At 64.4% G+C, this 26146-nt stretch carries 21 protein-coding genes; 9 read left to right on the forward strand and 12 right to left on the reverse strand.

What is annotated here, in order from left to right:
- Positions 1-15 precede the first annotated feature (15 nt).
- From JFN93_RS22085 to JFN93_RS22110, 6 genes are all read left to right on the forward strand, one after another.
- The gene (locus tag JFN93_RS22085) at positions 16-1146 is read left to right on the forward strand and encodes a metallophosphoesterase family protein (protein WP_199386508.1); all 1131 of its coding nucleotides are present in this window, start codon (positions 16-18) and stop codon (positions 1144-1146) included.
- A gap of 317 nt (positions 1147-1463) precedes the next feature.
- The gene (locus JFN93_RS22090; RefSeq protein WP_199386510.1) at positions 1464-1904 is read left to right on the forward strand and encodes a hypothetical protein; all 441 of its coding nucleotides are present in this window, start codon (positions 1464-1466) and stop codon (positions 1902-1904) included.
- A 156-nt stretch (positions 1905-2060) separates the two neighbouring features.
- Positions 2061-3770 carry an ABC transporter substrate-binding protein gene (locus JFN93_RS22095; protein WP_199386519.1) on the forward strand — a complete coding sequence of 570 codons (1710 nt, stop codon included), beginning with the start codon at positions 2061-2063 and terminating at the stop codon, positions 3768-3770.
- Between the two features lie 11 nt (positions 3771-3781).
- Entirely contained in the window at positions 3782-4435 is a 654-nt protein-coding gene (locus JFN93_RS22100) for a hypothetical protein (RefSeq protein ID WP_199386521.1), read from the forward strand.
- Positions 4432-5613: an ABC transporter permease gene (locus tag JFN93_RS22105; protein WP_199386523.1), complete on the forward strand. Its 1182-nt coding sequence runs from the start codon at positions 4432-4434 to the stop codon at positions 5611-5613. The genes JFN93_RS22100 and JFN93_RS22105 overlap by 4 nt, the downstream gene beginning before the upstream one ends.
- Before the next feature lies 1 nt (position 5614).
- The gene (locus JFN93_RS22110; RefSeq protein WP_199386525.1) at positions 5615-6307 is read left to right on the forward strand and encodes an ABC transporter ATP-binding protein; all 693 of its coding nucleotides are present in this window, start codon (positions 5615-5617) and stop codon (positions 6305-6307) included.
- Positions 6308-6412: 105 nt separating this feature from the next.
- Here JFN93_RS22110 and JFN93_RS22115 read toward each other — a convergent pair whose 3' ends face one another.
- The 4 genes from JFN93_RS22115 to JFN93_RS22130 form a co-directional block, all read right to left on the reverse strand.
- Positions 6413-7006, reverse strand: a complete 594-nt coding sequence (locus JFN93_RS22115; protein ID WP_199386527.1) for an HdeD family acid-resistance protein — start codon at positions 7004-7006, stop codon at positions 6413-6415.
- Between the two features lie 125 nt (positions 7007-7131).
- On the reverse strand, positions 7132-7782 hold the full coding sequence (lepB, locus tag JFN93_RS22120; RefSeq protein ID WP_199386530.1) for a signal peptidase I: 651 nt from the start codon (positions 7780-7782) through the stop codon (positions 7132-7134).
- A 25-nt stretch (positions 7783-7807) separates the two neighbouring features.
- Positions 7808-7984, reverse strand: a complete 177-nt coding sequence (locus JFN93_RS22125; RefSeq protein WP_199386532.1) for a hypothetical protein — start codon at positions 7982-7984, stop codon at positions 7808-7810.
- Positions 7971-8534: an RNA polymerase sigma factor gene (locus JFN93_RS22130; RefSeq protein WP_199386534.1), complete on the reverse strand. Its 564-nt coding sequence runs from the start codon at positions 8532-8534 to the stop codon at positions 7971-7973. Before JFN93_RS22130 ends, JFN93_RS22125 begins: the two co-directional genes overlap by 14 nt.
- A 257-nt stretch (positions 8535-8791) precedes the next feature.
- Between JFN93_RS22130 and JFN93_RS22135 the strand changes: the two genes are divergently transcribed.
- Positions 8792-9040, forward strand: coding sequence for a hypothetical protein (locus JFN93_RS22135; protein ID WP_199386536.1), 249 nt, complete (start codon positions 8792-8794; stop codon positions 9038-9040).
- Between the two features lie 113 nt (positions 9041-9153).
- On the opposite strand, the gene JFN93_RS25985 is transcribed toward JFN93_RS22135, so the two are convergent.
- The 3 genes from JFN93_RS25985 to JFN93_RS22150 all read right to left on the reverse strand — a co-directional run bounded on the left by JFN93_RS25985 (position 9154) and on the right by JFN93_RS22150 (position 15096).
- Positions 9154-11286, reverse strand: coding sequence for a multicopper oxidase family protein (locus JFN93_RS25985; RefSeq protein WP_328754557.1), 2133 nt, complete (start codon positions 11284-11286; stop codon positions 9154-9156).
- A gap of 499 nt (positions 11287-11785) precedes the next feature.
- On the reverse strand, positions 11786-14305 hold the full coding sequence (gene ligD, locus JFN93_RS22145) for a DNA ligase D (RefSeq protein ID WP_199386562.1): 2520 nt from the start codon (positions 14303-14305) through the stop codon (positions 11786-11788).
- An 83-nt stretch (positions 14306-14388) separates the two neighbouring features.
- Positions 14389-15096 carry a DUF72 domain-containing protein gene (locus JFN93_RS22150; protein WP_199386563.1) on the reverse strand — a complete coding sequence of 236 codons (708 nt, stop codon included), beginning with the start codon at positions 15094-15096 and terminating at the stop codon, positions 14389-14391.
- Between the two features lie 296 nt (positions 15097-15392).
- Here JFN93_RS22150 and JFN93_RS22155 point away from each other — a divergent pair, with 296 nt between their 5' ends.
- On the forward strand, positions 15393-15749 hold the full coding sequence (locus JFN93_RS22155; protein ID WP_236021898.1) for a hypothetical protein: 357 nt from the start codon (positions 15393-15395) through the stop codon (positions 15747-15749).
- Between the two features lie 234 nt (positions 15750-15983).
- Here JFN93_RS22155 and JFN93_RS25855 read toward each other — a convergent pair whose 3' ends face one another.
- The 5 genes from JFN93_RS25855 to JFN93_RS22180 all read right to left on the reverse strand — a co-directional run bounded on the left by JFN93_RS25855 (position 15984) and on the right by JFN93_RS22180 (position 23384).
- Positions 15984-17942 carry a TolC family protein gene (locus JFN93_RS25855; RefSeq protein WP_199386564.1) on the reverse strand — a complete coding sequence of 653 codons (1959 nt, stop codon included), beginning with the start codon at positions 17940-17942 and terminating at the stop codon, positions 15984-15986.
- Between the two features lie 373 nt (positions 17943-18315).
- Complete coding sequence (locus tag JFN93_RS22165; protein ID WP_199386565.1) at positions 18316-19356, reverse strand: zinc ribbon domain-containing protein; 1041 nt, start codon at positions 19354-19356, stop codon at positions 18316-18318.
- A 12-nt stretch (positions 19357-19368) separates the two neighbouring features.
- Positions 19369-20211: a GYF domain-containing protein gene (locus JFN93_RS25655; protein ID WP_199386566.1), complete on the reverse strand. Its 843-nt coding sequence runs from the start codon at positions 20209-20211 to the stop codon at positions 19369-19371.
- A 27-nt stretch (positions 20212-20238) separates the two neighbouring features.
- The gene (locus JFN93_RS22175; protein ID WP_199386567.1) at positions 20239-21669 is read right to left on the reverse strand and encodes an HlyD family type I secretion periplasmic adaptor subunit; all 1431 of its coding nucleotides are present in this window, start codon (positions 21667-21669) and stop codon (positions 20239-20241) included.
- Between the two features lie 23 nt (positions 21670-21692).
- Positions 21693-23384, reverse strand: coding sequence for a type I secretion system permease/ATPase (locus JFN93_RS22180; RefSeq protein ID WP_199386568.1), 1692 nt, complete (start codon positions 23382-23384; stop codon positions 21693-21695).
- Between the two features lie 717 nt (positions 23385-24101).
- Between JFN93_RS22180 and JFN93_RS22185 the strand changes: the two genes are divergently transcribed.
- On the forward strand, positions 24102-26146 hold a 2045-nt coding region (locus tag JFN93_RS22185; protein WP_199386569.1), incomplete at its 3' end, for a hypothetical protein.

The raw sequence follows: 26146 nt of genomic DNA on the forward strand, positions 1-26146 counted from the left end.
CAATCCGGAGGCAGCATGATCCTCGGCAATCACCTTCCCGTCGTCTCTCCCTTTGTCTGCCGCTGCGTCATCGCCGCGGCCCTCGGCGCCATCTTCGGCGGGAGCTCGCTGGCATTCGCCGGCGCCCCGGTCAGCTTCCGTTTCGCGGTCACCGACGACAGCCGCGCCGAAGGTGGTTGGGCCGCGCGGGACAACGGCGTCGCCACCGTCGTGGTCAATGCCATCGCCCGGGACATTGCGGCGCAGCGGCTCGACCTGGTGCTTTTCCCGGGCGACATGGCCTCGGGGACCAACGACCCGCAGCGCGAGGAGTCGATGCTGAAGAGCTGGAAGAAGGCGATGGCGCCGGTCTACGATGCCGGGATCCCGGTCTACGTCACCCGCGGCAACCACGAGTACCGTCCCTCCCGGCACGGCGCGAAGAATCCCGATTCTCCGGTGGGCACCTTCCTGCAGAGTTTCCCCATGCCGCTCAACGGGCCGGCAGGGGAGAAGGGGCTGACCTACTCCTTCGGGTACAAAAACGCCCGGTTCATCGCCTTTGACCAGTACGCCGGGCGCCAGCCCGGTTTCGACAACACCCGCTTCGCTCCGGGAGCCAACCGCGGGCAGATGATGAACCGGTGGGTCCTGGATGAGATCGAGCGCTCCAGCTCCGGGGTGACCTTCGTGATGGGGCACGAGATGCTGACCCCTTCCAGCCACACCGATTGCCTCGCCAACGATCCGGACAGCCGCGACGCGCTGCTGCGGGCGCTGGGGAGCCACAACGGGACCTATTTCGCCGGGCACGACCATCTCTACCTGCGCGGGGTCTTCACCGATGTCGAGGGGCGCCGGGTCCCCGCTTTCGTGGTCGGCACCGGCGGGGCGGGAAACTATGACTACAAAGGGGACGGCTCCGCCGGGACCTACCCCGGGGCGCCGCGCTACCAGCTGCAGAAGGTTCTGGCGAACCGGGACAACCCCTACTTCGGATATCTCCTGGTGACGGTTTACGCCGACAACAGCTGGCGCGCCGAGTTCCGCGGCTTTCGCTTCAACAAGTGGGGCGACGCCAGCGACGTGTCCCTTTCCCCGATCACGGTGCTCGATGCGGTGACCAGCACCGAAATGGCCGCAAAATCGGTGCCGGCGAGCCGGTAGGGGAGGGCCGAGGCGCCGGGCCCGGCACCGGGCGGCGTTCATGGCGAAGAAGTCTCTTCTCTCCATCAAATGAGAGTCTCTCAGCACTCTGAGGGCAACCTGACGATTCTGAAATCTCTACCTCACCTTCCTGACATTGACTTAACTTCCTCAAGACAGTCGCTTTTTTTGCTTGTCTCCTCAAATTCCCCTGCTAATCTATTTGTCGTCCCTCGGGACAAGGTTGCTAGTAGTGTGAATGCTGGCTAATGGTAGAGTCGACCAATCCTTTTATCACATCCAATGTTGCAAATATTATGTTTGACAGAGGGAATAACATGAAAAAGTTCTTTTATGCCATCGCCGTTGCCATGCTGCTCGCCGTTGCCACTCCGGTGCTGCTTTTTGCCGGCTCCCCCGCGGACGGGGCGAATGCCTACCGCACCCTCCCCAAGCCCGGGGAGCGGGTAACCCTGGATGCGGGCCACTATTTCACCTACGGCTTCGACAAACGCCCCAAGATGGGGACCTGTATCATGCGCGTGGAGATCTTTACCCGGGACGGCAAGCGGGACACCTCCTACACCGTGATCGGCGATGTGGACATGCCGTCGATGCGCGGCGCCCATTCCACCGGTGGGCAGAAATTCTCCCTTTCCAACAAGGGGGTCTATCTCCTCCCGGTGAACATAGCCATGCCCGGGGACTGGGAGGTGCGTTTCACCTTCACCAAGAGCGGCAAGACCGTCCTGAAGGGGATCTACCTCTTCGACATGTAAGAAGGTGCCCCTCGGGGGGATGGTAAGCCCTTGAACTCCCCCCTTTGCGAAGGGGGGCGGGGGGGATTTGCCTTTAGCTGGAACCTGCAAAAAACCAAATCCCCCTAAATCCCCCTTCTCAAAGGGGGACTTCAAACCACCATCTTTGGAGCGCGGATGAAGAGAATCAGGAAAATAGTGAACTTCAGGAACCGGGCGCTGCTTTGCCTCCTTGCCCTTTTATTGCTGGTGCCATCCGTCGCCGCCTGGTCCGCTTCGGCCGATCCTAATCCGGTCCCTGCCGAGCGGCTCAAGCAGGGGGAGCGGATCTACCGCAACGGCATCCTCCCCTCCGGACAGCACGTGAAGGTGAAGGGGGACCCGGCAGCCCGCGGCACCACCTTTTCCTGTGCCAGCTGCCATCTGCGCAGCGGGATCGGGGCTTTGGAGGAAAACGTCTTCACCCCGCCGATCACCGTGAACCGGCTCTTCCAGCCGCGGCAGATCTTCTTCAAGGCGAACTACCCGGTCACCCAGCTCCGTCCCGCTTATACGGACGCCACCCTGCTCGCGGCGATCCGCGACGGGAAGGACCCCGCCGGGCGCGAGTTCAACAACGTCATGCCCCGCTATGACCTCTCCGACGCCGATGCGAAGATCCTGCTCGACTACCTCAAGAACCTTTCGGTCAACTACTCTCCCGGGGTCACCTCGAACACCCTCAAGTTCGCCACGGTGATCACCGAAGACGTCCCGCAGGAAGAGCGGGACGCCATGCTCGGGGTCCTGAACCAGTACATCGCCATCAAGAACAGCCAGTCCCGGGCCTTCGGCAGCCGGATGAACAGCCGGGGCCGGCTGATGGCCGAGAACATGCTGGGATCCAGAGACCTCACCGTCCGGCAGCTCTCCCTTTCCACCTGGGTGCTCAAGGGGGCCCCGGAGACCTGGCGGGCCCAGTTGGAGGAGCTCTACCGCAAGGAACCGGTCTTTGCCCTGATCGGAGGGATCAGCCACCGCGACTGGACGCCGGTGCACCGCTTCAGCGAGGATAACGGCCTGCCGTGCCTCTTCCCGCTCACCGATTTCCCGGCCATTACCGATTCCGACTGGTACACCCTCTACCTTTCCAAGGGGTACTACCAGGAAGGGGAGGGGGCGGCGCGCTACCTGAACGGGGAGGAGGTCGCCAAAGAGCCGAAGGTCGTGCAGCTGGTCCGGAGCTCGAACCGCGGCCGGGCCCTGGCCGCCGGTTTTCAGAAGACCTGGAGCGAGCTGGGGCACCCGGTGCCGGTGACGGTCAACATTGCGGCCGGGGAAAGGCTGGACCGGGCTCTGCTGGACAAGGTGCTGGCGCGGGAAAAGCCGGCGGTGCTTCTGGTTTGGGACGATGCGACCGCCCTTGGGGCGCTGGATTCGCTTGCCTCCCGCAAGGAGCGTCCCCGGGTGTTCCTTTCCGGGCGCTACCTCGGCAAGGGCCTGTGGAGCATCAAGGAGGAGCTGCGCGGCTTCACCTACCTCACCTATCCCTTCTCGTTTTCCCCCTACCAGCCGAAGATCGGGATGGGGCGGGTTTCGGTGCAGGGGGATTCGAAGACCGCGCTGCGCCAGGGCGAAGTGCCGCTCAAGGACCGGGTCGAGACGGTCCAGGCGCTCACCCGCGGCATGGTGGAACTGGTGACCACGGCCCTCATGGATATGCGGGACAACTACTACCGGGACGCCTTTTTGGACGTCCTCGGCGCCATGATGGACCAGTACTATCCGCTCTACGGGCGGGTCGGTTTCGGGGCCTCCCAGCGCTACGCGGCCCGGGGGTGCTACATCACCCAGCTCGGCAAGGGGGCTGATCCGCAGTTGATCAAGAAAAACGGGTGGGAACAATGAGCGGAGCGGCGATGAGACGAAAGCCCCACGATACCCGGATCGGGATGCTGCTGGCGTTGGTGCCGGCGCTGCTCCTGGTCGTCCTGGCGGCGCTGCCGGCCTTCGGCGCGGTCGGCTGCGACCTGAACGACGCGGATCGGGACGTCCCGCGGCTTTTCCCGGGGGCGACGCGTTACCAGAGCATCTACGTCAGCATTCAGAAGAAGGGGGGGGCGGCGCTGCAGCACCGGATCGAGGGGCGCCTCGGCGAGCGCCACCTGGCGCTGTATGCTCCCATCGACGTCCCCTATACCATCTACGAGATCTACAGCGGACCGAAGAAGGTGGGCTACATCCACGGGGTGAACCAGAAGGGGCAGTTCGGCGGCATCCAGGTCTTCATCGCCCAGGACCTCTCCGGCAAGGTCAAGACCTTCTACATCCAGAAGATGACCGGGCCGGCGGCGGCCAAGATGCGCGATCCCCGTTTTGCAAAACACTTCGTCGGCGTCACCCTGAAGGACTTCGACAGCTACGATCCGATCACCGGCAAGGGGACCGGCCGGCTGGCCCACGTCCCGAACCCCGCCCCGGAGATGGAGACCGATTTCTTCGGGGTGCTCAGGGGGCTCAAGAAGAACCTCGTCCTCATGGACGCCTTCATCTTTTCCGGGGGGAACCCGTGATCAGCAAGTTCCAGATCGCCTACAAGAGCCTTTTGCGCAAGAAGGTCCGCACCCTCCTCACCGTGGTCGGGATCACCCTGTCGTCGCTCGTGCTGGTGAGCCTGTTCGGCTTCAACCAGGGCTACGAGAAGGCACTCAACCACGACATCGACAACATGGGCTACCAGATCATGGTCATGGCCAAGGGGTGTCCCTACGAGGCGGCGACCCTGATGCTCCAGGGGGGGAAGGGGCTGCGTTACATGGATCCCGGCATGGTCCGGGACATCGCGAAGCGTCCGGAGGTGCAGGCGACCACCCCGATCCTGATGCAGGCCTTCTTCGATCCCAACAAGGGGGAGAGCGGCGGCATCGCTGGGTATTTCGGGGTCGACCCGTCGAGCTATCCGGCCATGAAGCCGTTTCTGCGCTTCCGCAAGGGGAGCTGGTTCGTGTCCGACACCGCCCGCGAGGTGGTGATGGGGTACGAGGCGGCCGAGCTGGAGCAGCGCGAGGTCGGCGACATGACCATGGTTCCCGAGAAGAACGTGCCGCTCAAGGTGGTCGGGATCCTGGAGCGGACCGGCACCCAGGACGACGGGACCATCTTCGTCCCGCTCAAGACCCTGCAGCAGATCGCCGGGACCGACAAGATCACTACCATCGGGATCAAGGCGAAGAAGGACGCCGACCTGGTGCGGCTGGAAAACGAGCTCTACCAGCTTCCCGACGTGCAGGTGGTGAGTTTTTCCCAGGTGAAGCAGACCATCATGAAGCTGATCGGCACCGCGCGGGTGATGGTTCTCTCCATTGCGCTGATCGCGGTCTTCATCGCGATGGTCGGGGTGGCCAACACGGTCCTCATGTCGGTCTACGAGCGCAAGCAGGAGATCGGGATCTTGAAGACCATGGGGGCGATGCCGCACGACATCTTCGTCCTGGTCTGGACCGAGACCCTCATGCTCTGCGCCGGGGGCTCCGTGGTCGGGATCATGGCCGCCATGCTTTGCAACGGGATCACCGACCTGTTCATCCGGCGCCTGCTCCCGTATGCTCCGAGCGGCGGGCTGGTGGCGATCGACTTCAGGCTCGCCCTGTATACCCTGGGGATCATCCTCGTGGTGGGGCTTTTGAGCGGGCTGTACCCGGCGTGGCAGGCAGGAAGGATGCGCCCGCTGGAATCGATCAGGAGCGAATGACATGGCCGATACCGACATCACCCTCGACGCCCGCGGCCTGAGCCGCGCCTACCGGCGCGGCAGCGAGGAAATCCTCGCCCTGGACGGCGTCACCCTCTCGATTAAGCGCGGCGAATTCGTCTCCTTCATGGGGCCGTCCGGCTCCGGAAAGACGACGCTGGTGAACCTTTTGGGGTGCCTGGACAACCCGAGCGCCGGGGAATTGCATCTGGCGGGAAAGAAGATCTTCGGGGAGGGGAAACGGCTCTCCGAGCGGGAGCTGACCGTGGTACGGCGGGAGGTGTTCGGCTACATCTTCCAGAACTTCTACCTGGTCCCGAGCCTGACCGTGCGCGAGAACGTGGCGGTGCCGCTGGCGTTCTACCGCAAGCCGGGGGCCGAGGCGGAGGTGGACCGGCTCTTGAAGCTCTTGGGGATCGAGCACCGGGCGAACCACCTGCCGCGGGAGATTTCCGGAGGCGAGATGCAGCGGGTGGCGATCGCCCGCGCCCTGGTGAACCGCCCCGAGATCCTTTTGGCCGACGAGCCGACCGGCAACCTGGACTCCCGGCGCTCCACCGAGATCGGCGAGGTGCTGCAGGAGCTGAATCGCAGTTCCGGGCTCACCATTGTGATGGTCACCCACGACCCCGGCCTGGCGAAGCTCGGCGGCCGGCACATCGAGATGCGCGACGGCCGGGCCTACGAGGGGTAGGGGCGCAGGCTTCCGCGTCGGACCGATCGGACGAATCGGTCGAATGCTAAAAGAAAAGGCCGCCTGCCTTTGGGCAAGCGGCCTTTTTTTCTGGTCGGGCTCTTTTTAGAGACCGAAGCCTTTCGGCTCCAGGGACATCACGACGGCTGTCACGCCGTGGGAAATCAGCTCCAGCGACACGAAGAGGCCGATCACCCACAGCCCGGTGACCGGCCACTGCGCCATGATCAGGAAGCCGAGGATCACGGAGAGCGCGCCTGACGCTATGGACCAGCCCCAGTAACGGTTGGTCCGGTGCTCGATCGAGAACGCCATCCGCACGAACCCGAGGGCGATCAGCGTCGCCGCCAGGAAGAAGGTGAGCTCGACGGAGCTGGCGACCGGCGTCAGGTAGATGATCGCCCCGGCAAAGAGGTACAGGACCCCCAGCAGCGCAGCCGGAAGCACGTTGCGCAACCCGTGCGCCGAGAAGCTCTGTACGAGCTGGGAGAACCCGGCGACGATACACAACCCTCCGAAGAACAACACGCTCATCAGGGTCATGACGGTGAGGTAGCCCAGCCCGATGACCCCGAGAACCGCGAACACGATGCCCATCGCGGCGAGCCAGCCCCGGTGCAACCCGGTCTCGTCATAGGCCTGCTCCGCGAAGATCCCGTGATGAAAGAAGTGGTACCCGTGCGGGGTAGTGAATCTCATACGACATCACCTCCACCCGCTATTCTACGCTCCTCGTCTCTGAGAGAAAACCGTTTAGGCCCGCCCTGCCGCAGTTAATCAAAGGGCTTCATTGTCAATTGGTAATTATTCCTTGTCAATTGCCGTCAATTGATCACTCCGCCGATCCGGTTCCAGCGCACCCGGGAGTTTTCGGAGTCCCAGGACCAGTACTTGATCATCGCCTTCCCCTTGATGTCGCTGTCGGTGACGAAGCCCCAGAAGCGGCTGTCGTAGGAGCGGTCCCGGTTGTCCCCCATCATGAAGTACGAGCCGGCCGGCACCCGGACCGGGCCGAAGTTGTCCCGGGGCGCGGCATCCCGCGGAATGATCCCGGATTCCTTGTGCACCTCGTGCGGGTTGCGGTAGGGGACCCCGTTCACGAAGACCTGCTTGTCGCGTACCTCGACCTGGTCCCCCGGCACGCCGATCACCCGCTTGATGAAGTCCTTGCTGCGGTCCTCGGGGAACTGGAATACCATGATGTCGCCCCGCTCCGGGGCGTGGATGCGCAGGATGCGCTTGTCGCTGAAGGGTAGCTTGATCCCGTACACCATCTTGTTCACGAAGAGGTGATCCCCGATGAGCAGGGTGTCTTCCATGGAGCCGGAAGGGATCTTGAAGGCCTCGACAAAGCAGTAGCGGACCACCATGGCGATCAGGAGTGCCCAAAGCAGCGATTCGATGTATTCACGGGTGGTCGATTTGGTTTTCACGGTGGCGTCCTGGGGTGCGGTGGTGGCAGATAGGTTCGACATGTCTTCTCCTGGTTGGATGAGTTCCCTAAAAAACAGGGGCGGCTTTGAGTATTCCCAGCGCGGTCCCGCCGCCGGCAAGGAGGTAGCGCAGCGGCCGGGACCAGAGCAAACGGTACAGTTGCGGCACGCGGGCCGCTTCGTAGGCATAAACCTTTTTCATGACTTTCGCGGTAAAATCCGGAGCCGGTTCATACGCTTTCATGGCCGACACCTCCAAAATGCCCTTTCCACAAGAGCCTGATCTTTTCCTTGGCCCGGAACAGCCGGGTCTTCACCGTGGCCGGTGCCACTCCCGAACGCCGCGCGATCTCTTCGAGGCTCGCCCCCTGGATGCTCATGAGAATGGTGGCGCGAAACGGTTCCGGGAGGTCCTTCAGGCAGGCCGCGAGCGCCTCCCGCTCTTCCCGGCGCAGCAGCGCTTCCTCGGCCGAGACCCCGCCGGCCGGGACCTCGTCGAGCGCCTCCGGCGCTAGCGAGTCGGTGCGGCGCAGCCGGCGCAATTCGCTGATGCAGCGGTTGCGCGCCGCGATGTAGAGCCACGCGGCGAACGGGGTGCCGCGGTCGGGATCGAAGCGGCGCAGCTCCTGGTACACGCTCAGGAACACCTCCTGCCCGATGTCCTCGGCGAGGTGGGCGTCCTGGACGATATGGAAGATGAAGGCGAGGAGGTTGCGGTGGTAACGTTCCACCAGCGTCGCGTAGGCATCGACGTCCCCCGCCTGAACCCGCCGTATCGTGATCCGGTCGTCCATCCACGCTCCCTTATTTCCGTTTCTGCTGGTTATACGCGGCAGCTGGGAAAAGGTTCCCGAAAAAATGCGACTGCCCCAGTAAACACCATCGCGGCCCGAAAATCCAGCCCGAAGCGCAGCCGCAGCCGTCGCGCTTCGGGCAACTTTCGGCTTGTCGTTCCAGCCAAGGCGTGAAATAATCACGCGTTCCCTACCGGATCCGGCTCTTCCGGCCTTCCGGAAAGACCGGCCCCACTTCAGACGCGGAGGAAGATGCAATGGACCCCAAGATGGAACGGACCGCCGCGGCGGTAGGAAAAAACGAAGAAATCGCCGACGCGCTGGATGAGCTTCTCAAGGGGCCCAACGACCGGGCCTTTGTCGTCTGCAGCTTCGACGACTGCAAATCCAACATTACCGGGCGCTGTACCGTCTATACCATCCAGAACGTGCCGCGGATGAGGACCACCGGGCCTTGTGAAGGATACGAGGCCCGCGGCGCCGACCCGGGCGGCGCGCCGAGCTGACGTTAATAATCGAACCTTCACGCTCATAGGAAGACAGAAAGAGGGGCCGGCAGTATTGCCGGTCCCTCTTTGCTTTGGTGCGCCGCGCGCCGGAGGGCGCCGACGGAGTCCGGCTATTTACGGACCTTGTACGGACGCATCATCTCGTTGTCCTCATGGTCCAGGATGTGGCAGTGCCAGACGTAACCCGGGCCGGTCGTCGGGTCAAACGGGTACAGGTTGATCCCGGCCAGGGAACGTCCCGGAATGAGGGGGGCGCTGGTAGGGGCCCAGCGCATGACGATCCGCATCACCTGTCCCGGGTTCGCCTTGCCCGTGTCCTTGAGCCCGGACTCTTCCGGGGAGGGCGGGGCAGCGTCGTTGATCAGGTACGGAGTGATGTCCGGGTTGCCCCCTACCACCGGCACCTTCTTCTGGCCGTTGGGGAGGTCGACGGTCTCGCCGGCGATCACGTAGGGAAGCGGCGGGCCGTAGGCCGGGCAGGGGTTGAGCGGATCGAGCCCGTCGCACTGGAGCGGCAGCGGCGAGCCGAACGCCTTCGCCCAGGCACCGGGGATGGTGGTGGCGGGGTTGCCGGTATCCAGCCCGATGTAGCCGTTGCCGACCCCGGTGATGGTCCCGTCGGCATCGAAGGACTGCCGGTTCAGGATCTCGAACTGCACCAGGTGGGTGTGGATCGGGTGGGCGTCACCGGTCAGGTTGATGATCTCCCACATCTCGGTGGAGCCGATCCGGGGGGTCTCGGTGATGCCGTCGGCAAAGAAGGGGGCGATGTTGGGGGACCTGGTGCCGTCCCACCGGGTGTTGTTGAGCAGGACCTCCACCGGTCCGCCCGGGCTTTCATGCTCCTTCAGGATCAGCTGGCGCACCTTGTCGATTTTCACCCCGCGGGCGAGGTTCCCCTTGCCGTCGGTCAGGCGGAGCACCGGATTGGGACGCCGGCACTCGCCGGCGGCCGGATTGCAGCTGTTGTCTCTGCCCTGCCTGCTTTGGACCTTGAACATCATGACGCTTGCCATCCCCGGCTGGTCCACCCCCGGGATCAACCCGTCCGGATACGGGACCGGCGCGTTGTTGGTGACCACGATCTCCTCGCGGGCGAGCCTGCTGAAATCGACGATGACGTCGGCCCGCTCGCCGGGGGCGATGAAGACCTGCTGCACCGGGACCGGAGCGTCGAGGTAGTTGTCGTCGGCGCCGATCTGGAAGACCGGGGCGGTGCCGAAGCTGAGCCGGAAGACCCTGGCATTGGCGCCGTTCAAAAGCCGCAGCCGGTAGCGCCGCGGTTCGACCTTCAGGTACGGCCAGGGAGCGCCGTTGACCACCGCGACGTCCCCGATGAATTCCGGGATCCAGAAGGGGTGGAGATCCGGGTTGGTCGGCGGGCCGTTCAGGTTGCTGGTAGCGACGTCGGCACCCGAGCCGTCCGGGAAGAAGAGCTGGCTGTTGGTGTCGAACTGGCGATCCTGGAAGACCATCTCGATCTCAAAGGGCCCGGAGGGGAGATTTTTCGGTTCGTTGGCCGGATCGCGGACCAGGTAGAAGGCCTCCAGCCCGCTGTAGACGTTGGTGCGGGTGGCGCCCAGGGAGTGGTCGTGGAACCAGAGGGTCCCCGGTTCCTGGCTGTTCGGGTAGGCGTAGACCGCGGTCCCGTCTCCCGCATTGTAGAGCGTGGCGTAGGCGGGCCCTTTCTTGCCGTCCTGGGTGAACCAGGCATCCGGGCCGCCGTCAAACTGGGACGGCACCTCGGCCCCGTGGAGGTGCGGCACCGAAGGGGGGGCTCCGGTGAACGGCTTGCAGCAGGGGCTATCGCTGTTTTCCGCCTTGGTGCAGTCCACCATCGCCGCCATGCACTGCAGCATCACCCCGTTGGGGTCGGCCCAGTGGATGGTCTGATCGACGGTGAGCACCCCCTGCACCAATCCGTCGGAAAAGATGTTGCCGACCAGGTTGGAGGGATTGAACTGGGGCAGCTCGTTTTGGTACTTGACCACCGTCGGCGTGTGACGCCGGATGTCGAGGGTGACGGCGGGCCAGCGTGCCGGGCCGAGGATCCTGCCGTTCTTGTCGGCGGTCTCATAGGCCCACACCCGGGTCTTCTGGACGTTCACCGCCGGGCAGGTCCCGCCCGGGTAGGGGGTCTGGTTCGGATCGGGGAGCACCTGCTGTTCGACTTCCTTCATGGTGATGGTGAGTTGGGGATGAGCCTGGGTGTCGACCCGGGGAATACCGGCAGGGCCGAACACCGGCAAAGGAACCGCAAATTTAGGAATACAATCACCGGGAAGGGCCGTCTGCGGTACCAGAACACTCGCTTGAGCACCCCCTGCGGTGGCTATGAGCAATGCTATGAGAGACAAGGTTTTCTTCAACATAAAGAATCTCCTCCTCTTACATGTTATGCAGTTGCTCCAATCATAAGCTGTGCCAATGAGGGCTTTGTCTATGTCAATGCGTTATTCGCTAGTTACCGTAGCCGGATGCCGTGAAGGTTGCGAAAAATGACTGTCAAAATCAAAATGGCCGGCCGTGCCAGGGCCTGCTGCTGCCGGTTTTCCGAGGGTGCAAAAAAAATCGCAGCTGCAAAAATCTTGGCACCCCCCCGCCCTTTTTCCCCGGGGTCACCACCCCGGCCAACGCGCGGGAAAATCTTCTGAGCCAGTGGTTCCCGCTCCTTTAAGGGGGGCGTGCGTGAGGGCGAGCTTGCAAGGGACTGGGTGCGGATGGGGTCGTTCGAGACGGGGGTTATCGGGCGCGGAGCGGGGGGAGGAATTGGCGGAGGGTGAAGTACCCCTCCCAGGGATCGCGCTCGAGGTGGATAAGCCGTTCCTTCAGGCCACGCAGGTGGAAGGCCCCCGGCGTGACGCCATCCACGAGCTCTTCCCAGGTGATCGGGACCGCGACGGGGGCTCCCGGGCGTGCCCGCAAGGAAAAGGGTTCCGCGGCATTGGCGCCGCGGCCGTTTCTCATCCAGTCGAGGTAGATCCGCTCGCCGCGCTCCTCCTTGGCGAGCTTTGCGGTCAGCCGGGACCGGAATTTCTCCTGCATCTCCGCGGAGATGCGGCGCGCAAAGCCGGTCACCTCTTTCCAGGGGGCCGCCGGAGCCAACGGGACTACCACGTAGTACCCCTTGCCGCCGGTCGTCTGGAGGAAGCTCTCCAGACCGTACCCCTGGAGATGGATCCGCAGCCGCAGGGCGGCCTCGGCGACCCGGTCCCAGGGAAAGCCGTCGGACTCGGGAGGATCGAGATCGAAGAGGAGCCGGTCCGGATGCTCCAGGTCGCTGTAGCGCGACTGCCAGGCGTGCACTTCGACCACCCCCATCCGGGCCAGGGTCAAAAGGCCTTCCTTGGAATCGACCGCGAGGTACTTTTCTTCGTGACCGGCGTCGATCGCCTTGACCGGAGCGGGGAAATTGGTGGCGTGCTTGCTGAACTTGCAGGCGTAGATGTTGGTGCGGCAGGTGATCAGGGTGAGGGGGCGGTCCTTGATGTGCGGCAGCATCCGGTCGGCCACCAGGGCGTAGTGGTTGATAATCTCCTCCCGCATGATCCGTTCGTGCGGGTAGACCGGCTGCTCCCTGGGCTCCCTGGCGCCGAAGCTGAGACGAGCGGGGGGGGCGGCAGGGGGGGAGGCCGCGGCTGCAGGTGGCACCCGTGCCGCGGTGGACGCTGTGGACGGTGTGGCCCCTTCCGCCCCGGTTGGCTCCGGTATTTCCAGGACGACTTCCCGAGCGTCCTTGTCCTCGCGCAGCCCCTTGAACGAGGCGTGGCGCAAAAGTCCCGTCCCCGAGATCTCGGTGAAGGCTACTTCGGCCACCAGTTCGGGCCGGAGCCAGTGGGGATTGCGGTACTCCACCCCGGAGGGCGGGTTGACGAAGGACGGGTCGGGCTGCTCGTAGCGGCGCAGCACCTTGATCAGGGCTTCGCTCGATCCCGCGCTGTAGCCGGTCTTGATCTTGCCGGCAAAGACCAGGTTGCCGCCGCGGTCGTAATATCCCGCCAGCAATGAACCGAAGGGGCGCCCGACCCCGGATTCGGTGTAGCCCCCCACCACGAATTCCTGGCGCTGGGCGCATTTCACTTTCAACCAGCGCCGCGACCGCCCCGAGACGTATTCCGCCTCCACCTGCTTGGAAAGCACCCCCTCCAGCTTCCGCTCGCAGGCGGCCCGGAAAAAAGCTTCTCCGCTCCCCACGACGTGGTCCACATAGCGGATCTCGTCCATCTGCGGGATCAGGTCGGCGAGCAGCGCTTTTCGCTCGGCAAGCGGGACGGAGCGCAGGTCGTATCCCTCGTAGTTCATCAGGTCGAAAACCAGGTAGACGATGCCGCGGTCGTTGCCGTTTCTGAAGGCGTTTTGCAGCGCGTGGAAATCCGTCTTCCCCTCCGGGGTAAAGACCACGATCTCCCCGTCCAGCCAGGCCCGGGTGACCGGAAGCCGGGCCGCGGCGCGGGCCAGGAGGTGGAGCCGGTCGGTGAAGTCATACCCCTTGCGGGTGAAAAAGCGGATGCCCCGTCCTTGCTTGTCGATCCGGCAGACCATGCGGAAGCCGTCGTACTTGATCTCGTGGAGCCATTCCCCACCTTCCGGGACCCGGTCCACCAGGGTGGCCGCCTGCGGCGCGATGTAATCCGGGAAACTTTCCCCCAGCGGGTGGCCGAACCCTTCCGGCTTCTCCTCGCCCCGCTCCGAGCTCCAGAGCCGGTCCCGGTCGGCGGCGATCTCCTCCAGGGTGCGCCCGGAGACGACGCTCGTCTCCTGCGCCAGTGCGTCCTCGGTGGCGGCGAATTCGTCCTCCTCCTTGATCAGGAGCCACTTCTTTTCGTCCTGCCGGATCAAAAGCCAGGTCCCGCGCAGCCTGTTTCCATGCAGCACGAAGCGCAGGCGCCCTCCGTAGTAGTCGCGCTTGCCGCCGTCGAGCGGCTCCCAGGTCCCCGTGTCCCAGATCAGAACGGTTCCCGCGCCGTAGTTTCCTTCCGGGATCACCCCTTCGAACTCGGCGTACTCCAGCGGATGGTCCTCGGTCTGGTCCGCCAGGCGGTGCTGGCTTGGGTCCAGGGAGGGGCCCTTGGGGACCGCCCAGCTTTTCAGCGCCCCGTGGAGGCGCAGGCGGAAATCGTAGTGCAGGTGGGAGGCGGCGTGCTTTTGGACGACGAAGATGTCCCCGGTCGCCGGGGCGCTCCCCGACGGTTCCGGAGTGCGGTTGAAATCCCGCTTCCGGCGGTATTCCTCCAGGGGGGGGCGGTTGTTTGAGGGGCTCATGTCTTTCCCCAACAGAGATTGGCGCCCTCCGGGCGCATCGCGCCTGGAAAGGCGCTCCCACAGGGTGGGCGGCGGTGCGTTGGTTACCCCGCTTCTCCCGCCAGTTCCCGGAATCGCTTCGCCAACTGCGGCGCCCTGGCCTCGTCCTCGTGCTTGAAGAAGATGAAGGCCTCGCTCCAGCGCTGGTCCTTGACCCGTTTGGCCCAGCGGGCGAGCTCCGCGTCGCCGTAGTCCGAGCGCCGTAGCCTCAGGTATCCGAACGGCCCGGTGGCGAGGAACGGGACCTCGATGCCGTCGTCGGTCTCGGCAAAGCAGAGTACCGCGCCGCGCTCTTTGAGGAGCCCGATGACGTCGTCATCGAACCAGGAGCGGCTGCGGAACTCGAAAGCGGCGCGGCACCCCTGCGGGAGCAACTGGAGGAAATCCCGCAGCAGGGGGAAATCCTTTTTCAGGTACGGCGGCAGTTGGAAGAGGACCGGGCCGAGCCGGTCCTGAAGGGTCCCGGCTACCTTGAAAAGGTAAGCGACCGAGTCCCCCGCGTCCTTGAGCCGTTGCTGGTGGGTGATCCGCTGCGGCGCCTTCAGCACGAATCGGAATTCCGGCGGCACTTCCGCGCGCCACTGTTCCAGAACCGATTCCCGAGGCATCCGGTAAAAGGTGTTGTTGATTTCGACGCTCCGGAACACTCCCGCGTAGTAATGCAGCATCCGCTTTTCGGCCAGGTCTTCCGGATAGAAGAGCCCTTTCCATTCCTTGTAGGCATATCCGCTGGTGCCGACGTAGAGGTTCATGGTATCTCCTTGGCCGCAGCTCCCTATGCATCCCGAGGTCTCCTGCTGCGGCGCGGGCAGTGAAGGCGGACTCTCTGTGGGAGCGCCATTCCTGGCGCGAAAAACGGTCCATCACCCCGGGGCTGGCGACTACCGCAGCATGCCGAGTCAATCCCCGTTTCAGTTAATGCTGATACAGGCCGATACATACTCTCAGGTGCCGCTTCACTGTCATTGACAATGTCAGTTTATACCGTTACGTTTCCTCATTGATTAAAATAACGCGTCAGCTCGGCAGGATGGCAGGGGAGGGGACTATGGAAGATGCTTCGGTGGTGGATATGGCGGCGCTCAAGGCCGGTCTGGCCCGGGTCCGGGCCCGGCGGCGCTATCTTTGGGCGCTGGTTATCGTGTATCTCCCCACGATGTGGCTCACCCAGCGGATCACCGGCTCCTTCGAGCAGTCGCTGCCGGTCTTCGGGATCTGGGTCGTGCTGCTGATTGTGGCCGTTGTCTTTGTCGCCAGTGTCAAATGCCCCCGCTGCGGCAACCCCTTCCATGTCAATGGAATGACAATGCTGGTCCTGCGCCGCTGCCTGCATTGCCAGCTGCACGTCACTGCCGACCGGAGCGCGGCGGTGGCGACCGAATCGGTCCCCCCGCCGCAAAAGTAAAAAAAAAAGGGGGCCCCCTTTCGGGAACCCCGCGCAATCGCAGTCCTTTTACTATCCTTTTATCCCTGTACCGCTCCAGCGTGTACTGCTGTCCTGCCTCGCTGCTTCCTGCCTCGTGCCCGTCGTCCCGATCGGCACCGTTCCCGCTAAAAGAAACCTTCGTTTCGAAAAAATCCTGAGTATCTTTAATTAAGCAACATCGGTGCCAATTCTAATGCTGGATGCCTTGCGCGGTCAGGGGCTCCTTCGGCCGGCGGCCCCTGCGATGTCCTCTTCGGTGAGGATCCCTGCGGCAGCCTTCAACTGGACCAGTCGGACCACGTTGTCGTAGAGGGCGCTTTTCAGGTCGCGCTGCGCCACCGAGTAGGCCTGTTCGGCGTTCAGAAGGTCGATCGCGGTGCGGGTCCCGATGCTGCGCCCCTTGCGCACCGCGTTGAGCTGGATCTGCGACGACGCTTCCTTCTGCTCCAGCGCCTTTACCAGGCTCACGTTGTAGGTGAGGTTGAAGTACGACTGCTTGACGTTTTCCCGCCGCTGCTCCCGGACCTGGTCCAGGATGTAGCGCCGCTCGCTCTCGTTGGCGGCCGCCCTTCGGATCCGTGCGCTGGTCTCGCCTCCCGAGTACAGGGGAAGGGTGAGGGTGGCGCCGATCTGCCATTCGTGGGTCTCGACCTGGGGCGGGAACTGGTTTCCCTTGGCGACGAGGTAGGCCGCCGAAGCGTCCATGGTCGGCAAATGTTCCGCCTTTGCCGATTTGGTCTGCAGTTCGGAGCCGGTCAGGAGTTCCCGGGCCTGCTTGATCTGCGGATCGCGCTCCTCCATCCTGGTCAGCCACCAGTCGATGTCCTCCGGCTCGGGAGTCCGCGGCTGGCGCGGCAGGTAGTCGGCGACCGTCGCAACCGGCTTGCCGACGATGCTGGAAAGCCGCTGTTCGGCAATCCGGGTCACGCTCTCGGTACGGTTCAGGTCGGCGATGACGCTGTCCAGGCGGGCCTGGGCCTCGTACACGGAGATAATGTCCCCGGTCCCGGCCTTCAAAAACGCCTGGGCCTGCTCCAGCGCCTGGCGCACCCGGGAGATCTCCTCGCGGGCGATCGCTTCGTCGGCGCGGGCTTTGAGGATGCCGAAGTAGGCGTCGACGAGCTTGGCGATCAGGTTCTGCTTCGCGGCGGAGACGCCGGCGTCCTCGCTGCGCGCGCTGGCCGCGGCGGAGGCGAGGTTGTAGATGCTGGGGACGTGCAGCAGCGGGATGCTCGCCGAGGCGCTGTAGTTGTGGCCGAAGAGGGTGATGGTCTGCGTTGAGGCGGCCCCCGGGTTGTTGTAGTAGGTTTCGTCGATGTAGTTCAGGCCGAAGCCGGCGGATACCCGCGGGTAGAAGCTGGAACGGGCGACGTCGGTGTCGGCCTGGGTGCCGGCGTAGCGGGCCTGGGAGCGCCCCAATTCCGGATCGCTCGCCTTGGCCAAAAGGTACAGGTCCCAGAGGTTCTCCGGACCCACCGGCTCCGCGGGGGGACCGGCCGGGGCGGCGGTGGCTGCCGGTGACCCGGTGGACGATGCCGACGGCCGGGTCGGAGTCGGGGCAGCGAGAACGTTAACCTGGGGGCGCGCGCCGGCGATGAAGCCGGGAGGCGTGGTCGACTGGGGCGGTGCCGGCTGCGGGGCAGGGCGCGCCGCTGCCGCGGCGGGGGCGACGGGGGGGGCCGGCTTGGCGGCGGCAACGGCCGATGCGGGGGGTGCCTCGGCAGCGTTCACCGTCAGACGAACCCCGTCGTGTCTCGGCCCCTGGTCGGGGAACAGGTAGGTGAGGCCGCGCGCGCCGGCATTCTCCCGGCGGAAGGAAAGCTTCAGCTTACCCGCCAGTTCCTGGACCACCTTCTGGGGCGGCTCGTCGCCGCGGAAGACAAGGAGGTCAACACCGAGGCTGGCGAGCAGGCGGTGGTAGGTGTAGGTTTCGTCGGCGGACAGCCCGCAGGCGACCACCACCTTGTGCGCGCCGTTGGCGGCGCCGAAAGCGGTGTCGTTGGGGAGCGGCTTTACCTGCGGGGCGACTCTGCCCAGCTGTTCGGCCACGGCGCGAGCCAGGGTGCAGGGCGGAACCCACGGCAGTGGTGCCGCGGCTGGTGCGGCCGACGCGACCTCGGCGCTGGTCATGGTGCTGAGCGCGAGGAGCGCGATCTTGGCGTAATGCTTCATCGAGTTCCTTTCCCCCGGTGGCAGTCCCCGGAGGGTTGTGGCGGTTTTAACTGGCTGGTAATCGATCTCATTGAAACTTCAGGCATATATACATTAATCATGCCGACGTCTCTTTATGACGCTATGGGTGTAAATGACCGGTATCAGGTGCTTTTTGCTGCGACGACAGGTGGGCGAGGGGAGAGGGGTACCGGGGCGGGAATCGAAATTGTGACGGCAGCCACGTCAAGGAGTTGACGTGGCGGTGGCGTCTTTCCGGATTTGTCTGGTATTTCTGCGGGTTAGGTAGCTGTGCCGCGCCTGCGGCGGGGCGCGGCACTTTCCGGGGGGACCCGTTTGGTCAAAAAGCTGACGTCTGTGGCGCGAGAAACGGTCAGCGGACCAGCTTCACCACGTAGGCGGTAGCCACGATGTTCATCGCCGTGAAGAAGAGCACCACCAGGCATATGTAGAAGAGGTACTCCCCGAAATCGGATTTGGGCGCCGCCTCGCGGGCCGCGGCCGCCTTGATCTGCTGGGCGAGGTTGTTGATCTCGGCGATGGCCCCCTTCTGGGCCTCCTTGATCCCCTCTGCGGCGGCCTGGGTCTCGGAGGCAAAGGATTCGGCGACCTGCTGGATGGTGCTCACCGCGGTGAGGCTCTGCTCCTTCAGGTCGGTCAGCATCTCGTCCTTGATCTTCTCCGAGGTTTCGACGAAGTTGCCGATGCTCGCGATGAGATCGGTGAGCATCTCGTTCTTCCCCGCCTCGGCGCCGGTGACCAGTTCGTTGATCCGGACCGCCAACTCCTCCGAGGCGCGGCTCCCACCGGTTTCGATCAGCTTTGCGATGGCGTCGGTCAGCTGGTTCAGGGAGTCGATCTGCGCCTTGAGCACCGGCTCGGTCAGGTCGTCCCCGGTATCGATCTTCCGGATCACGATGGTCTCCTGGGCGACGAGCGGGCTTGCCGGCACCGGGGCTTGCTGCGGGGGCTCGGTCTCGGCCGGCTCCGGTTCGGCGCTCACCGCTTCAGGCTCCACCTCCAGCGGCGCGGCCGGCTCCGGAGCGGGTTCGTCCAGCTCATCCGCCGCTGCCCGGGCCAGTTCCTCGGGCGGCACTGCCGGCTCTTCGGCCGCCGCCGGTTCCTCCTCCGCCGCCGGCTCCTCGGCTGCTGCCGGCTCCTCGGTTGCTGCCGGCTCCTCAGCGGAAACGGCCGGCTCCTCGGACGGGACCGCCGGCTCCGCCGCGGCGCCGCCCTGGCGCAGAGAATCCAGCGGGAAGCCGCATTCCGGGCAGGCCTCCTGGGAGAGGTCGACCGGATTGAGGCATTCCGGGCAGGTCGCCTTGCCGGCTTCGGTCGGGAAGCCGCACTCGGGGCAGAGTTCGGTCCCCTCGGGGATCTCGGAGTTGCACTCGACGCAGGTGGTGTTTGACATTGCTACCCCTTCTCACTTCATGGAAATTTTTGCGTAAACCCCGTTCAGGTACATGATCAGCACCAGCGTCACGATCAGCGATGCGATCCAGACCCACAATTTGGGAGGCCGCGCCGGGACCTCGCGGTCGCGGTGGTAGAGGTAGGCGGGGACGGCCAGGCAGAGCCAGCTCTCCCCCTTGCCGACCTCGGCTCCCCCCTTGCGGACCCGGTAGAAATCGACGTAGCAGACCAGGATGTTGATCAAAACCGTGATCCACCAGAGCTCCCCATAGTAGGCGAGCTTTCTCCGGGTAAGGGAGACGGTCGTCTCGGTGGCGACGATCTGGACGATCCCGCCCCAAAGCGGCGCGAGCGCCAGGACCCAAAGGAGATAATTCGCCGGCGCCGGTTCCGCAGCTTCGATGAGCTCCTCCGGAGCCGCCTCCACCGCCGACTCCCGGTATTCGGAGAGCAGCACCCAGTCGGCAAGTCCCGCCCTCCAGATCGGCGTCTCCGCCGCAAGGGTGCCCGAAGCGGCGAGGGTGCGGATCCGTTCCAGGCGGACCGGTCCCTGCAACCCGCCGGCGTTCACGTAGTACCATGCCTCGGCGGGGGGAAGATCGGTATCGGCCGCGATCGCCCCGGGAGCGGCGCCGTTGCCGGGGCTCGCTTTGGTGTTCCCTGCCGGATCCGGTTTCCGCTGCGGCTTCCGGGTGTCACTCGGGCGCAGTTCCGCCACCTTGGCGCGCGGCACCGACTGCTTCGCGGCGGGGGGGACCGGCGCCTCGGCCCCGGTCGCGGCTCCGCACTTGGGGCAGGTAACGGCCCGCGAAGAGATCCTGCTGGCGCATTTTTTACATGCTACTAAAGCCACCGTTGCTCCTTCGAAAACCCGGGTCCGCTACCGCGTCGTGAGCGCCTTTTGGATGTGGTGGCGCAGCGGCGCCATGATGTAGTCGAACGGCGAGTGCGGCTTGGTCCCGATCGCCACCGACGCCGACATCCCCGGCTTGATCACGTTCTTGTCCAACTGCTTGATCGAGGTCGGGTCGAACTCGAGCACCGCCGCGTAGTAGGGCTGCGGGTTGGGCGAGTTCTGCGGGATCAGCCGGTCGTCGGAGAGGTAGGTCACTTTGGCCCGGATGTCCGGCGTGTTGCGCGGGTCGAGTCCCATGATCCTCACCTCGGCCAGCTGTCCCACCGAAATCTCCCCGATGTCCTCCACCTTCACCTTCGCTTCCAGGATCAGGTGGTCCCCTACCGGGGCGATCTCCATGATCGTCTCGCGCGGCTGGACCACACCACCCACCGTGGCCACCTTGAGTCCCACCACCCGTCCGGTCACCGGAGCCCGGATCACCTGGCGCTCCAGGGTGTCGCGCAAGGGGCGCACCCGCTCCTGCTGGTCGATGCGGCGCATCGCCGACTGGCGCATCTCGTTGATCGCCCCCTGGATCCGCTCGGTGCGCAGCGCGATCATCCGCTGCTCCATCTCGGCGATCCGCTGCCGGTCGCTGGCGATGGAGGCGGAGAGCATCTCGCGCTCGCCGGCGTAGCTCGCCATCGCCCGCTGCAGGTCGAGGACCACGGTGTTGGTGACGTACCCCTGCTTCTGCAGGGTCATGTTCGCGTCGAGCTGCTGCTTGAGCGAGGCCATCTCCTGTTTCTTTGCGGCCAGCCGTTCCTGGGTCCCCCGCATCGACTCCCGGATCTCGGAGATCTGCAGCTTGATCAGCTGGACCTGGTTGCTGAACGCGGCCCGGCGCGCGGCGAAGAGCCGGTTTTCCGACTGGATGACCCGCTGCACCGCCGGATCGTTGGCCCGGTCGGTCATTGCTTTAGGGTAGGGCACGCTCCCCATGTCCTTGCTTTCGGCGTCCAGGCGCGCCATCGCGGCCACTTCGGCGAGATTCTGCTCCTCGAGCATGTTCACCAACGGCGCCACCTGGGTCGTCTCCAGCTTGATCAGGGGCTGTCCGGCCTGCACCATGTCTCCGTCCTTGACCAGGATCTCCTTGATGATCCCCCCCTCCAGGTGCTGGACCGCCTGGCGTTTGCTCTTGAAGACGATCTCGGCGGGGGCCGAAATGGCGGCACGCAGCGGCACGTAGAGGACCCAGATCAGCACTCCGGCGAAGAAGAACAGGAGGATCCCCATCCCCGCGAGGATCGCCGGGCGCGGCGACATGGCTGCCTCGCGCTCCAGCGCATCGCGGGAGCGGCTCAAGACCAGGGCGTTGGGGCCGGCGGCGGCCGGCAGCGAGTTCTCGCGCAGCTGCGGCACGGAGGCCGGTTCCGGTTGGGGTTCCTTTTTACGCAGTATTCCGAACATAGCTCGTTATCCCTGAAGCGGTCCTAGGCGGTAACCTGGGCCCGCTGTTCTCCCTGGACTTGGGTCTGATGCGCCTGGTTGAGGACGGCGTCCTTGGAGCCGAAGGCGATGGCCATGCCCTCCTGCATGACGAGGAGCTTGTCCACGTGGGCGAGAAAGCTTGGGTTGTGGGTGATCAGGATCGTGGTCTTGCCGGCGGCCTTCAACTGGAGGAGGGCGTTTACCAGGGCCTGCTCCCCGGCCGAGTCGAGGCTGGAGTTGGGCTCGTCCAAGACCAGGATCTTCGGGTTGCCGTAGAGGGCGCGGGCAAAGCCGATCCGCTGGCGCTGTCCGCCGGAGAGGATGGCGCCCCCTTCGCCGACCTGGGTGTCGTAGCCGTTGGCCATGTGGAGAATGATTTCGTGGAGCCCGGCCAGCTTTGCCGCCGCGATGACCTTGTCCGAGTCCGGCTCTTCGAGGCGGGCGATGTTTTCCGCGACGGTGCCGGCGAAAAGTTCGATGTCCTGGGGAAGGTAGCCGATATGCCGTCCCAGGCGTTCCGCAGGCCAGCTCCCCGCATCGGAACCGTCCAGGCGGATCACCCCCTGCAGCGGTTTCCAGACGTTGACGAGCAGACGCGCCAGGGTCGACTTGCCCGAGGCGCTGGCGCCGACGATCCCGAGGAACTCCCCGGCGGCAAGGGAGAACGTGACATCCCGTACCAGGACCTTGCTGGTGGCGCGGATCCCGAAGGTGACGTGCTCCACGGAGATCTGACCGGTGGGGGGGGGGAGTTCCATCAGGTGCGGCTCCCCCTCGGTCACCCGCTTGAAGAAGGCGTCGAGCCGGGTGTAGGCGGCCTTGGTTTCCAGAAGGCTCCCCCAGCCGGAGATGAGGTACTCCATCGGACCGAGCGCCTTGCCGAATAGGATGCCGCCGGCGATCATCGCTCCCGGCGTGAAACTTGGGTCCTTAAGACAAATATAGGTACCGGTAGCCATGGCCATCGACTGGATGAACTGGCGCAGGAACTTGGTGGTGCCGTTGACCGCCCCGGCGCGGGAGCTGGCCCGGGTCTGCAGCACGATGGTCCGGTCGTTGAGCCCGGACCATCGCCGGATCAGGCTCGCCTTCATCCCCATGGCGTTGACCGCCTCGGCATTGGTGACCCCGGAATTCATGAACCGCGACGCCTCCCGGTTCGCTCCGCTGGCTTCCGAGAGTTTTTGTTTGGTCAGGGAATTGCTCAGCATGGTGAGCAGCACCATGATGATCGACCCCAGCGTGAGCAGATAGAAGAGGTACGGGTTCATGACGTACAGGAGCACCATGTAGATCGGGAGCCAGGGTACGTCGAGTGCCTGCACCATCCCGTAGCCCGTGAGGAAGGTGCGGACCGTGGTGAGATCCTTCATGGCGTACCGATACTGGTCCCCCTCGGGAGAGGTCGCCTCCTCGATGGTCTTGTTGAGGACCAGCGGCGCAAGCTGCGCGTCGATGGCGTTGTTCGCGGTAACCAGGATGTGGGACCGCACGACCTCGAGAGCCCCCATCACCACCAGGGCGATGAAGAGGAGCACGATCAGAAGCCAGAGCGCCTCCTCGCTGCGGGTGTTGATGACCCGGTCGTAGAGCTGCAGCATGAAATAGGTCGGCGACAGGAGGAGTAGGTTGATGATGAGGCTGAAGAAGGCGGCGGGAACAAAGAAAGTCTTTATAAAAAACAGTTTGCTCATGGATACCTGCTGTCCTTTGGTCCTCTGGCCTCGCGGGACGGAGATGGATTCGATCGCCACTGACGGCTGCGGCCCGTTGAGCTGATCCGGAAAAGGGGCCGCGGCCCGGTGCCGGGCGTTATGATCGCGGCGCCCTTTCCGCCGGGAGTGCCGGTGTCAGAATTCCGTCGCGCAGCGCGCTTTGCAACTGGCTGAAATGACGGAACAAAAAGGCTATCCCCCGTATAAGCAATATGCAGGCCAACTGCAGTGCCTGAGGCCCAGCGCCGTGGCGTAACGCCCGGCGTGCCGGGTCCCGTTTTGGGTGGGGTGTCGTGTGGGGAAAGTTTGACTTTCGGCCGGGGGAGCGGGGGCGGCGGAGCTCTCATTATAACGATATCGTCAGAATGTGTGTGATTAAGGGGAGTTGAAAAAAATTAGCATCTTTCGTGATTTTTTTTCTTAAGTCTGCACCTTTGGCGGCCGATAACGAGAGTGTTCCCAAAAGGGTAAGGGCCGTTCCTTACCTGCAGTACGGTGAAACATCCTTGATTTTCCAGCATCTTTTTTGCCCTCGGGCAATCCAGCTCTTTCATAAACGCTTTGGTTTTATCCGCATTGCCGACGATCGACCCGGATGGTTGGTCCGACGTTACTTCCTTAAATGCGGCTGTCAAAACCTGAAAGCATGGACGCGTAAATCTCTCAAAAAACAAGGACGGGTAAGGAGAACAGGTCATGGCAACTTTTACCGGAGTACCGACGGACGTAATCGCATCCCTGAGTACGACTACCATCGCGGGGCTAACCACGGCTCAGGTGGCATCGCTTTCCACCGCTCAGGTTGCTGCCCTGACTTCGGATCAGCTGCGGGTGCTCAGCACCACCAGCATCGTCACGATGACGAGTGCCGATATCGCTGCGATCAGCAGCGATAACATCAGCGTACTTACCACGACGCAGATCAAGGTGCTCACCACGGCGGACATCACCGCCCTTGATACCGCCCACGTTCATGCCCTGACCTCGGCGCAGGTGGGGGTTCTGACGACGGCCCAGGCCAAGGCGTTGGGGGCCACCGGGGTCGGCGCCTTGGGCTCCGATCAGCTGCGTGCCCTTTCGACCGCCGATATCGCCGTCCTCTCCACGGCGCAGATCCAGGCGATCAGCACCGATAACCTGGCGACTCTGACCACCGCGGAAGTCGCGGCGCTCACCACGGCCCAGGCCCAAGCCCTCGGTGCCGCCGGGGCCGGCGCCCTGACCTCCGATCAACTGCGCGCCCTGAGCACCGCTGATATCGCGGCCTTGACCACTGCGGAAATCGCGGCGATCAGCACCGACAACATCTCGACGCTGACGACCACTCAGGTTAAAGCGCTGACCACCGCCGAGGTCCAGGCTCTCGACACCGCCCACGTCCAGGCGCTCGGGACCAACCAGGTCGCCGTCCTTTCGACCGCCCAGGCCCAGGCACTTGGCGCAGCCGGCGTCGGTGCCCTCACCTCCGATCAACTCCGTGCCCTTTCCACCGCCGACATCGCTGCCCTGACCACCGCAGAAGTCGCCGCCATCAGCACCGACAATATCTCCACCCTGACCACCTCCGAGGTCAAAGCACTCACCACCGCCCAGATCGCCGGTCTCGACACCGCCCACGTCCAAGCGCTCGGGACCAACCAGGTCGCTGTCCTTTCTACCGCTCAGGCTCAGGCACTTGGTGCGGCAGGGGTAGGCGCCCTTACCTCCGATCAGCTCCGCGCCCTGACCACCACCGACGTCGCAGCCCTGACCACCGCAGAGATCCAGGCGATCAGCACCGCTAACCTGGCGACCCTGACCACCGCGGAAATCGCGTCACTGACCACGGCTCAGGCACAGGCACTTGGCGCTACCGGCATCGCAGCGCTTGACTCCGGCCAGCTCCGTTCCCTGAGCACTCAGGATGTGGCGGCACTTACTACCGCCGAGGTAGCAGCGATCAGCACCGACAACATCTCCCTGCTGACCACCGCTCAGGTCAAGGCAATGACCACGGCGCAGATCGCCGGCCTCGACACCGCCCACGTCCAGGCCCTGAGCACCGCGGAGGTCGCGGTTCTCTCGACCGGCCAGGCTCAGGCCCTTGGCGCAGCCGGCGTCGGCGCACTTACCTCCGATCAGCTCCGTGCGCTGAACACCGCCGATATCGCAGTCCTGACCACCGCAGAGATCGCGGCAATCAGCACCGATAACATCTCCACGTTGACCACTTCCGAGGTGAAGGCCCTTACCACCGCCCAGATCGCCGGCCTCGACACCGCCCACGTTCAGGCGCTCGGGACCAACCAGGTCGCCGTTCTCTCCACTGCCCAGGCCCAGGCACTCGGTGCTGCAGGGGTTGGGGCCCTTTCCTCCGATCAGCTCCGTGCCCTTACCACCGCAGACGTCGCAGCCCTGACCACCGCCGAGATCCAGGCGATCAGCACCGCCAACCTGGCGACCCTGACCACCGCGGAAATCGCGGCACTGACCACGGCTCAGGCACAGGCACTTGGCGCAACCGGCATCGCAGCGCTTGACTCCGGCCAGCTGCGTTCCCTGAGCACTCAGGATGTGGCGGCACTTACTACCGCCGAGGTAGCGGCCATCAGCACCGATAACATCTCCCTGCTGACCACCGCACAGGTCAAGGCAATGACCACGGCCCAGATCGCCGGCCTTGATACCGCCCACGTCCAGGCCCTGAGCACCGCGGAGGTCGCGGTTCTCTCGACCGGCCAGGCTCAGGCCCTTGGCGCAGC

The organism is Geomesophilobacter sediminis (assembly GCF_016458275.1).
GTDB lineage: Bacteria > Desulfobacterota > Desulfuromonadia > Geobacterales > Geobacteraceae > Geomesophilobacter > Geomesophilobacter sediminis.

What these genes read in the sequence shown, in the direction of transcription:
- JFN93_RS22085 (WP_199386508.1), top strand. Translation starts at nt 16, where the DNA reads ATGATCCTCGGCAATCACCTTCCCGTCGTCTCTCCCTTTGTCTGCCGC.
- JFN93_RS22090 (WP_199386510.1), top strand. Translation starts at nt 1,464, where the DNA reads ATGAAAAAGTTCTTTTATGCCATCGCCGTTGCCATGCTGCTCGCCGTT.
- JFN93_RS22095 (WP_199386519.1), top strand. Translation starts at nt 2,061, where the DNA reads ATGAAGAGAATCAGGAAAATAGTGAACTTCAGGAACCGGGCGCTGCTT.
- JFN93_RS22100 (WP_199386521.1), top strand. Translation starts at nt 3,782, where the DNA reads ATGAGACGAAAGCCCCACGATACCCGGATCGGGATGCTGCTGGCGTTG.
- JFN93_RS22110 (WP_199386525.1), top strand. Translation starts at nt 5,615, where the DNA reads ATGGCCGATACCGACATCACCCTCGACGCCCGCGGCCTGAGCCGCGCC.
- JFN93_RS22115 (WP_199386527.1), bottom strand. Translation starts at nt 7,006, where the DNA reads ATGAGATTCACTACCCCGCACGGGTACCACTTCTTTCATCACGGGATC.
- lepB (WP_199386530.1), bottom strand. Translation starts at nt 7,782, where the DNA reads ATGTCGAACCTATCTGCCACCACCGCACCCCAGGACGCCACCGTGAAA.
- JFN93_RS22125 (WP_199386532.1), bottom strand. Translation starts at nt 7,984, where the DNA reads ATGAAAGCGTATGAACCGGCTCCGGATTTTACCGCGAAAGTCATGAAA.
- JFN93_RS22130 (WP_199386534.1), bottom strand. Translation starts at nt 8,534, where the DNA reads ATGGACGACCGGATCACGATACGGCGGGTTCAGGCGGGGGACGTCGAT.
- JFN93_RS22135 (WP_199386536.1), top strand. Translation starts at nt 8,792, where the DNA reads ATGGACCCCAAGATGGAACGGACCGCCGCGGCGGTAGGAAAAAACGAA.
- ligD (WP_199386562.1), bottom strand. Translation starts at nt 14,305, where the DNA reads ATGAGCCCCTCAAACAACCGCCCCCCCCTGGAGGAATACCGCCGGAAG.
- JFN93_RS22150 (WP_199386563.1), bottom strand. Translation starts at nt 15,096, where the DNA reads ATGAACCTCTACGTCGGCACCAGCGGATATGCCTACAAGGAATGGAAA.
- JFN93_RS22155 (WP_236021898.1), top strand. Translation starts at nt 15,393, where the DNA reads ATGGAAGATGCTTCGGTGGTGGATATGGCGGCGCTCAAGGCCGGTCTG.
- JFN93_RS25855 (WP_199386564.1), bottom strand. Translation starts at nt 17,942, where the DNA reads ATGAAGCATTACGCCAAGATCGCGCTCCTCGCGCTCAGCACCATGACC.
- JFN93_RS22165 (WP_199386565.1), bottom strand. Translation starts at nt 19,356, where the DNA reads ATGTCAAACACCACCTGCGTCGAGTGCAACTCCGAGATCCCCGAGGGG.
- JFN93_RS22175 (WP_199386567.1), bottom strand. Translation starts at nt 21,669, where the DNA reads ATGTTCGGAATACTGCGTAAAAAGGAACCCCAACCGGAACCGGCCTCC.
- JFN93_RS22180 (WP_199386568.1), bottom strand. Translation starts at nt 23,384, where the DNA reads ATGAGCAAACTGTTTTTTATAAAGACTTTCTTTGTTCCCGCCGCCTTC.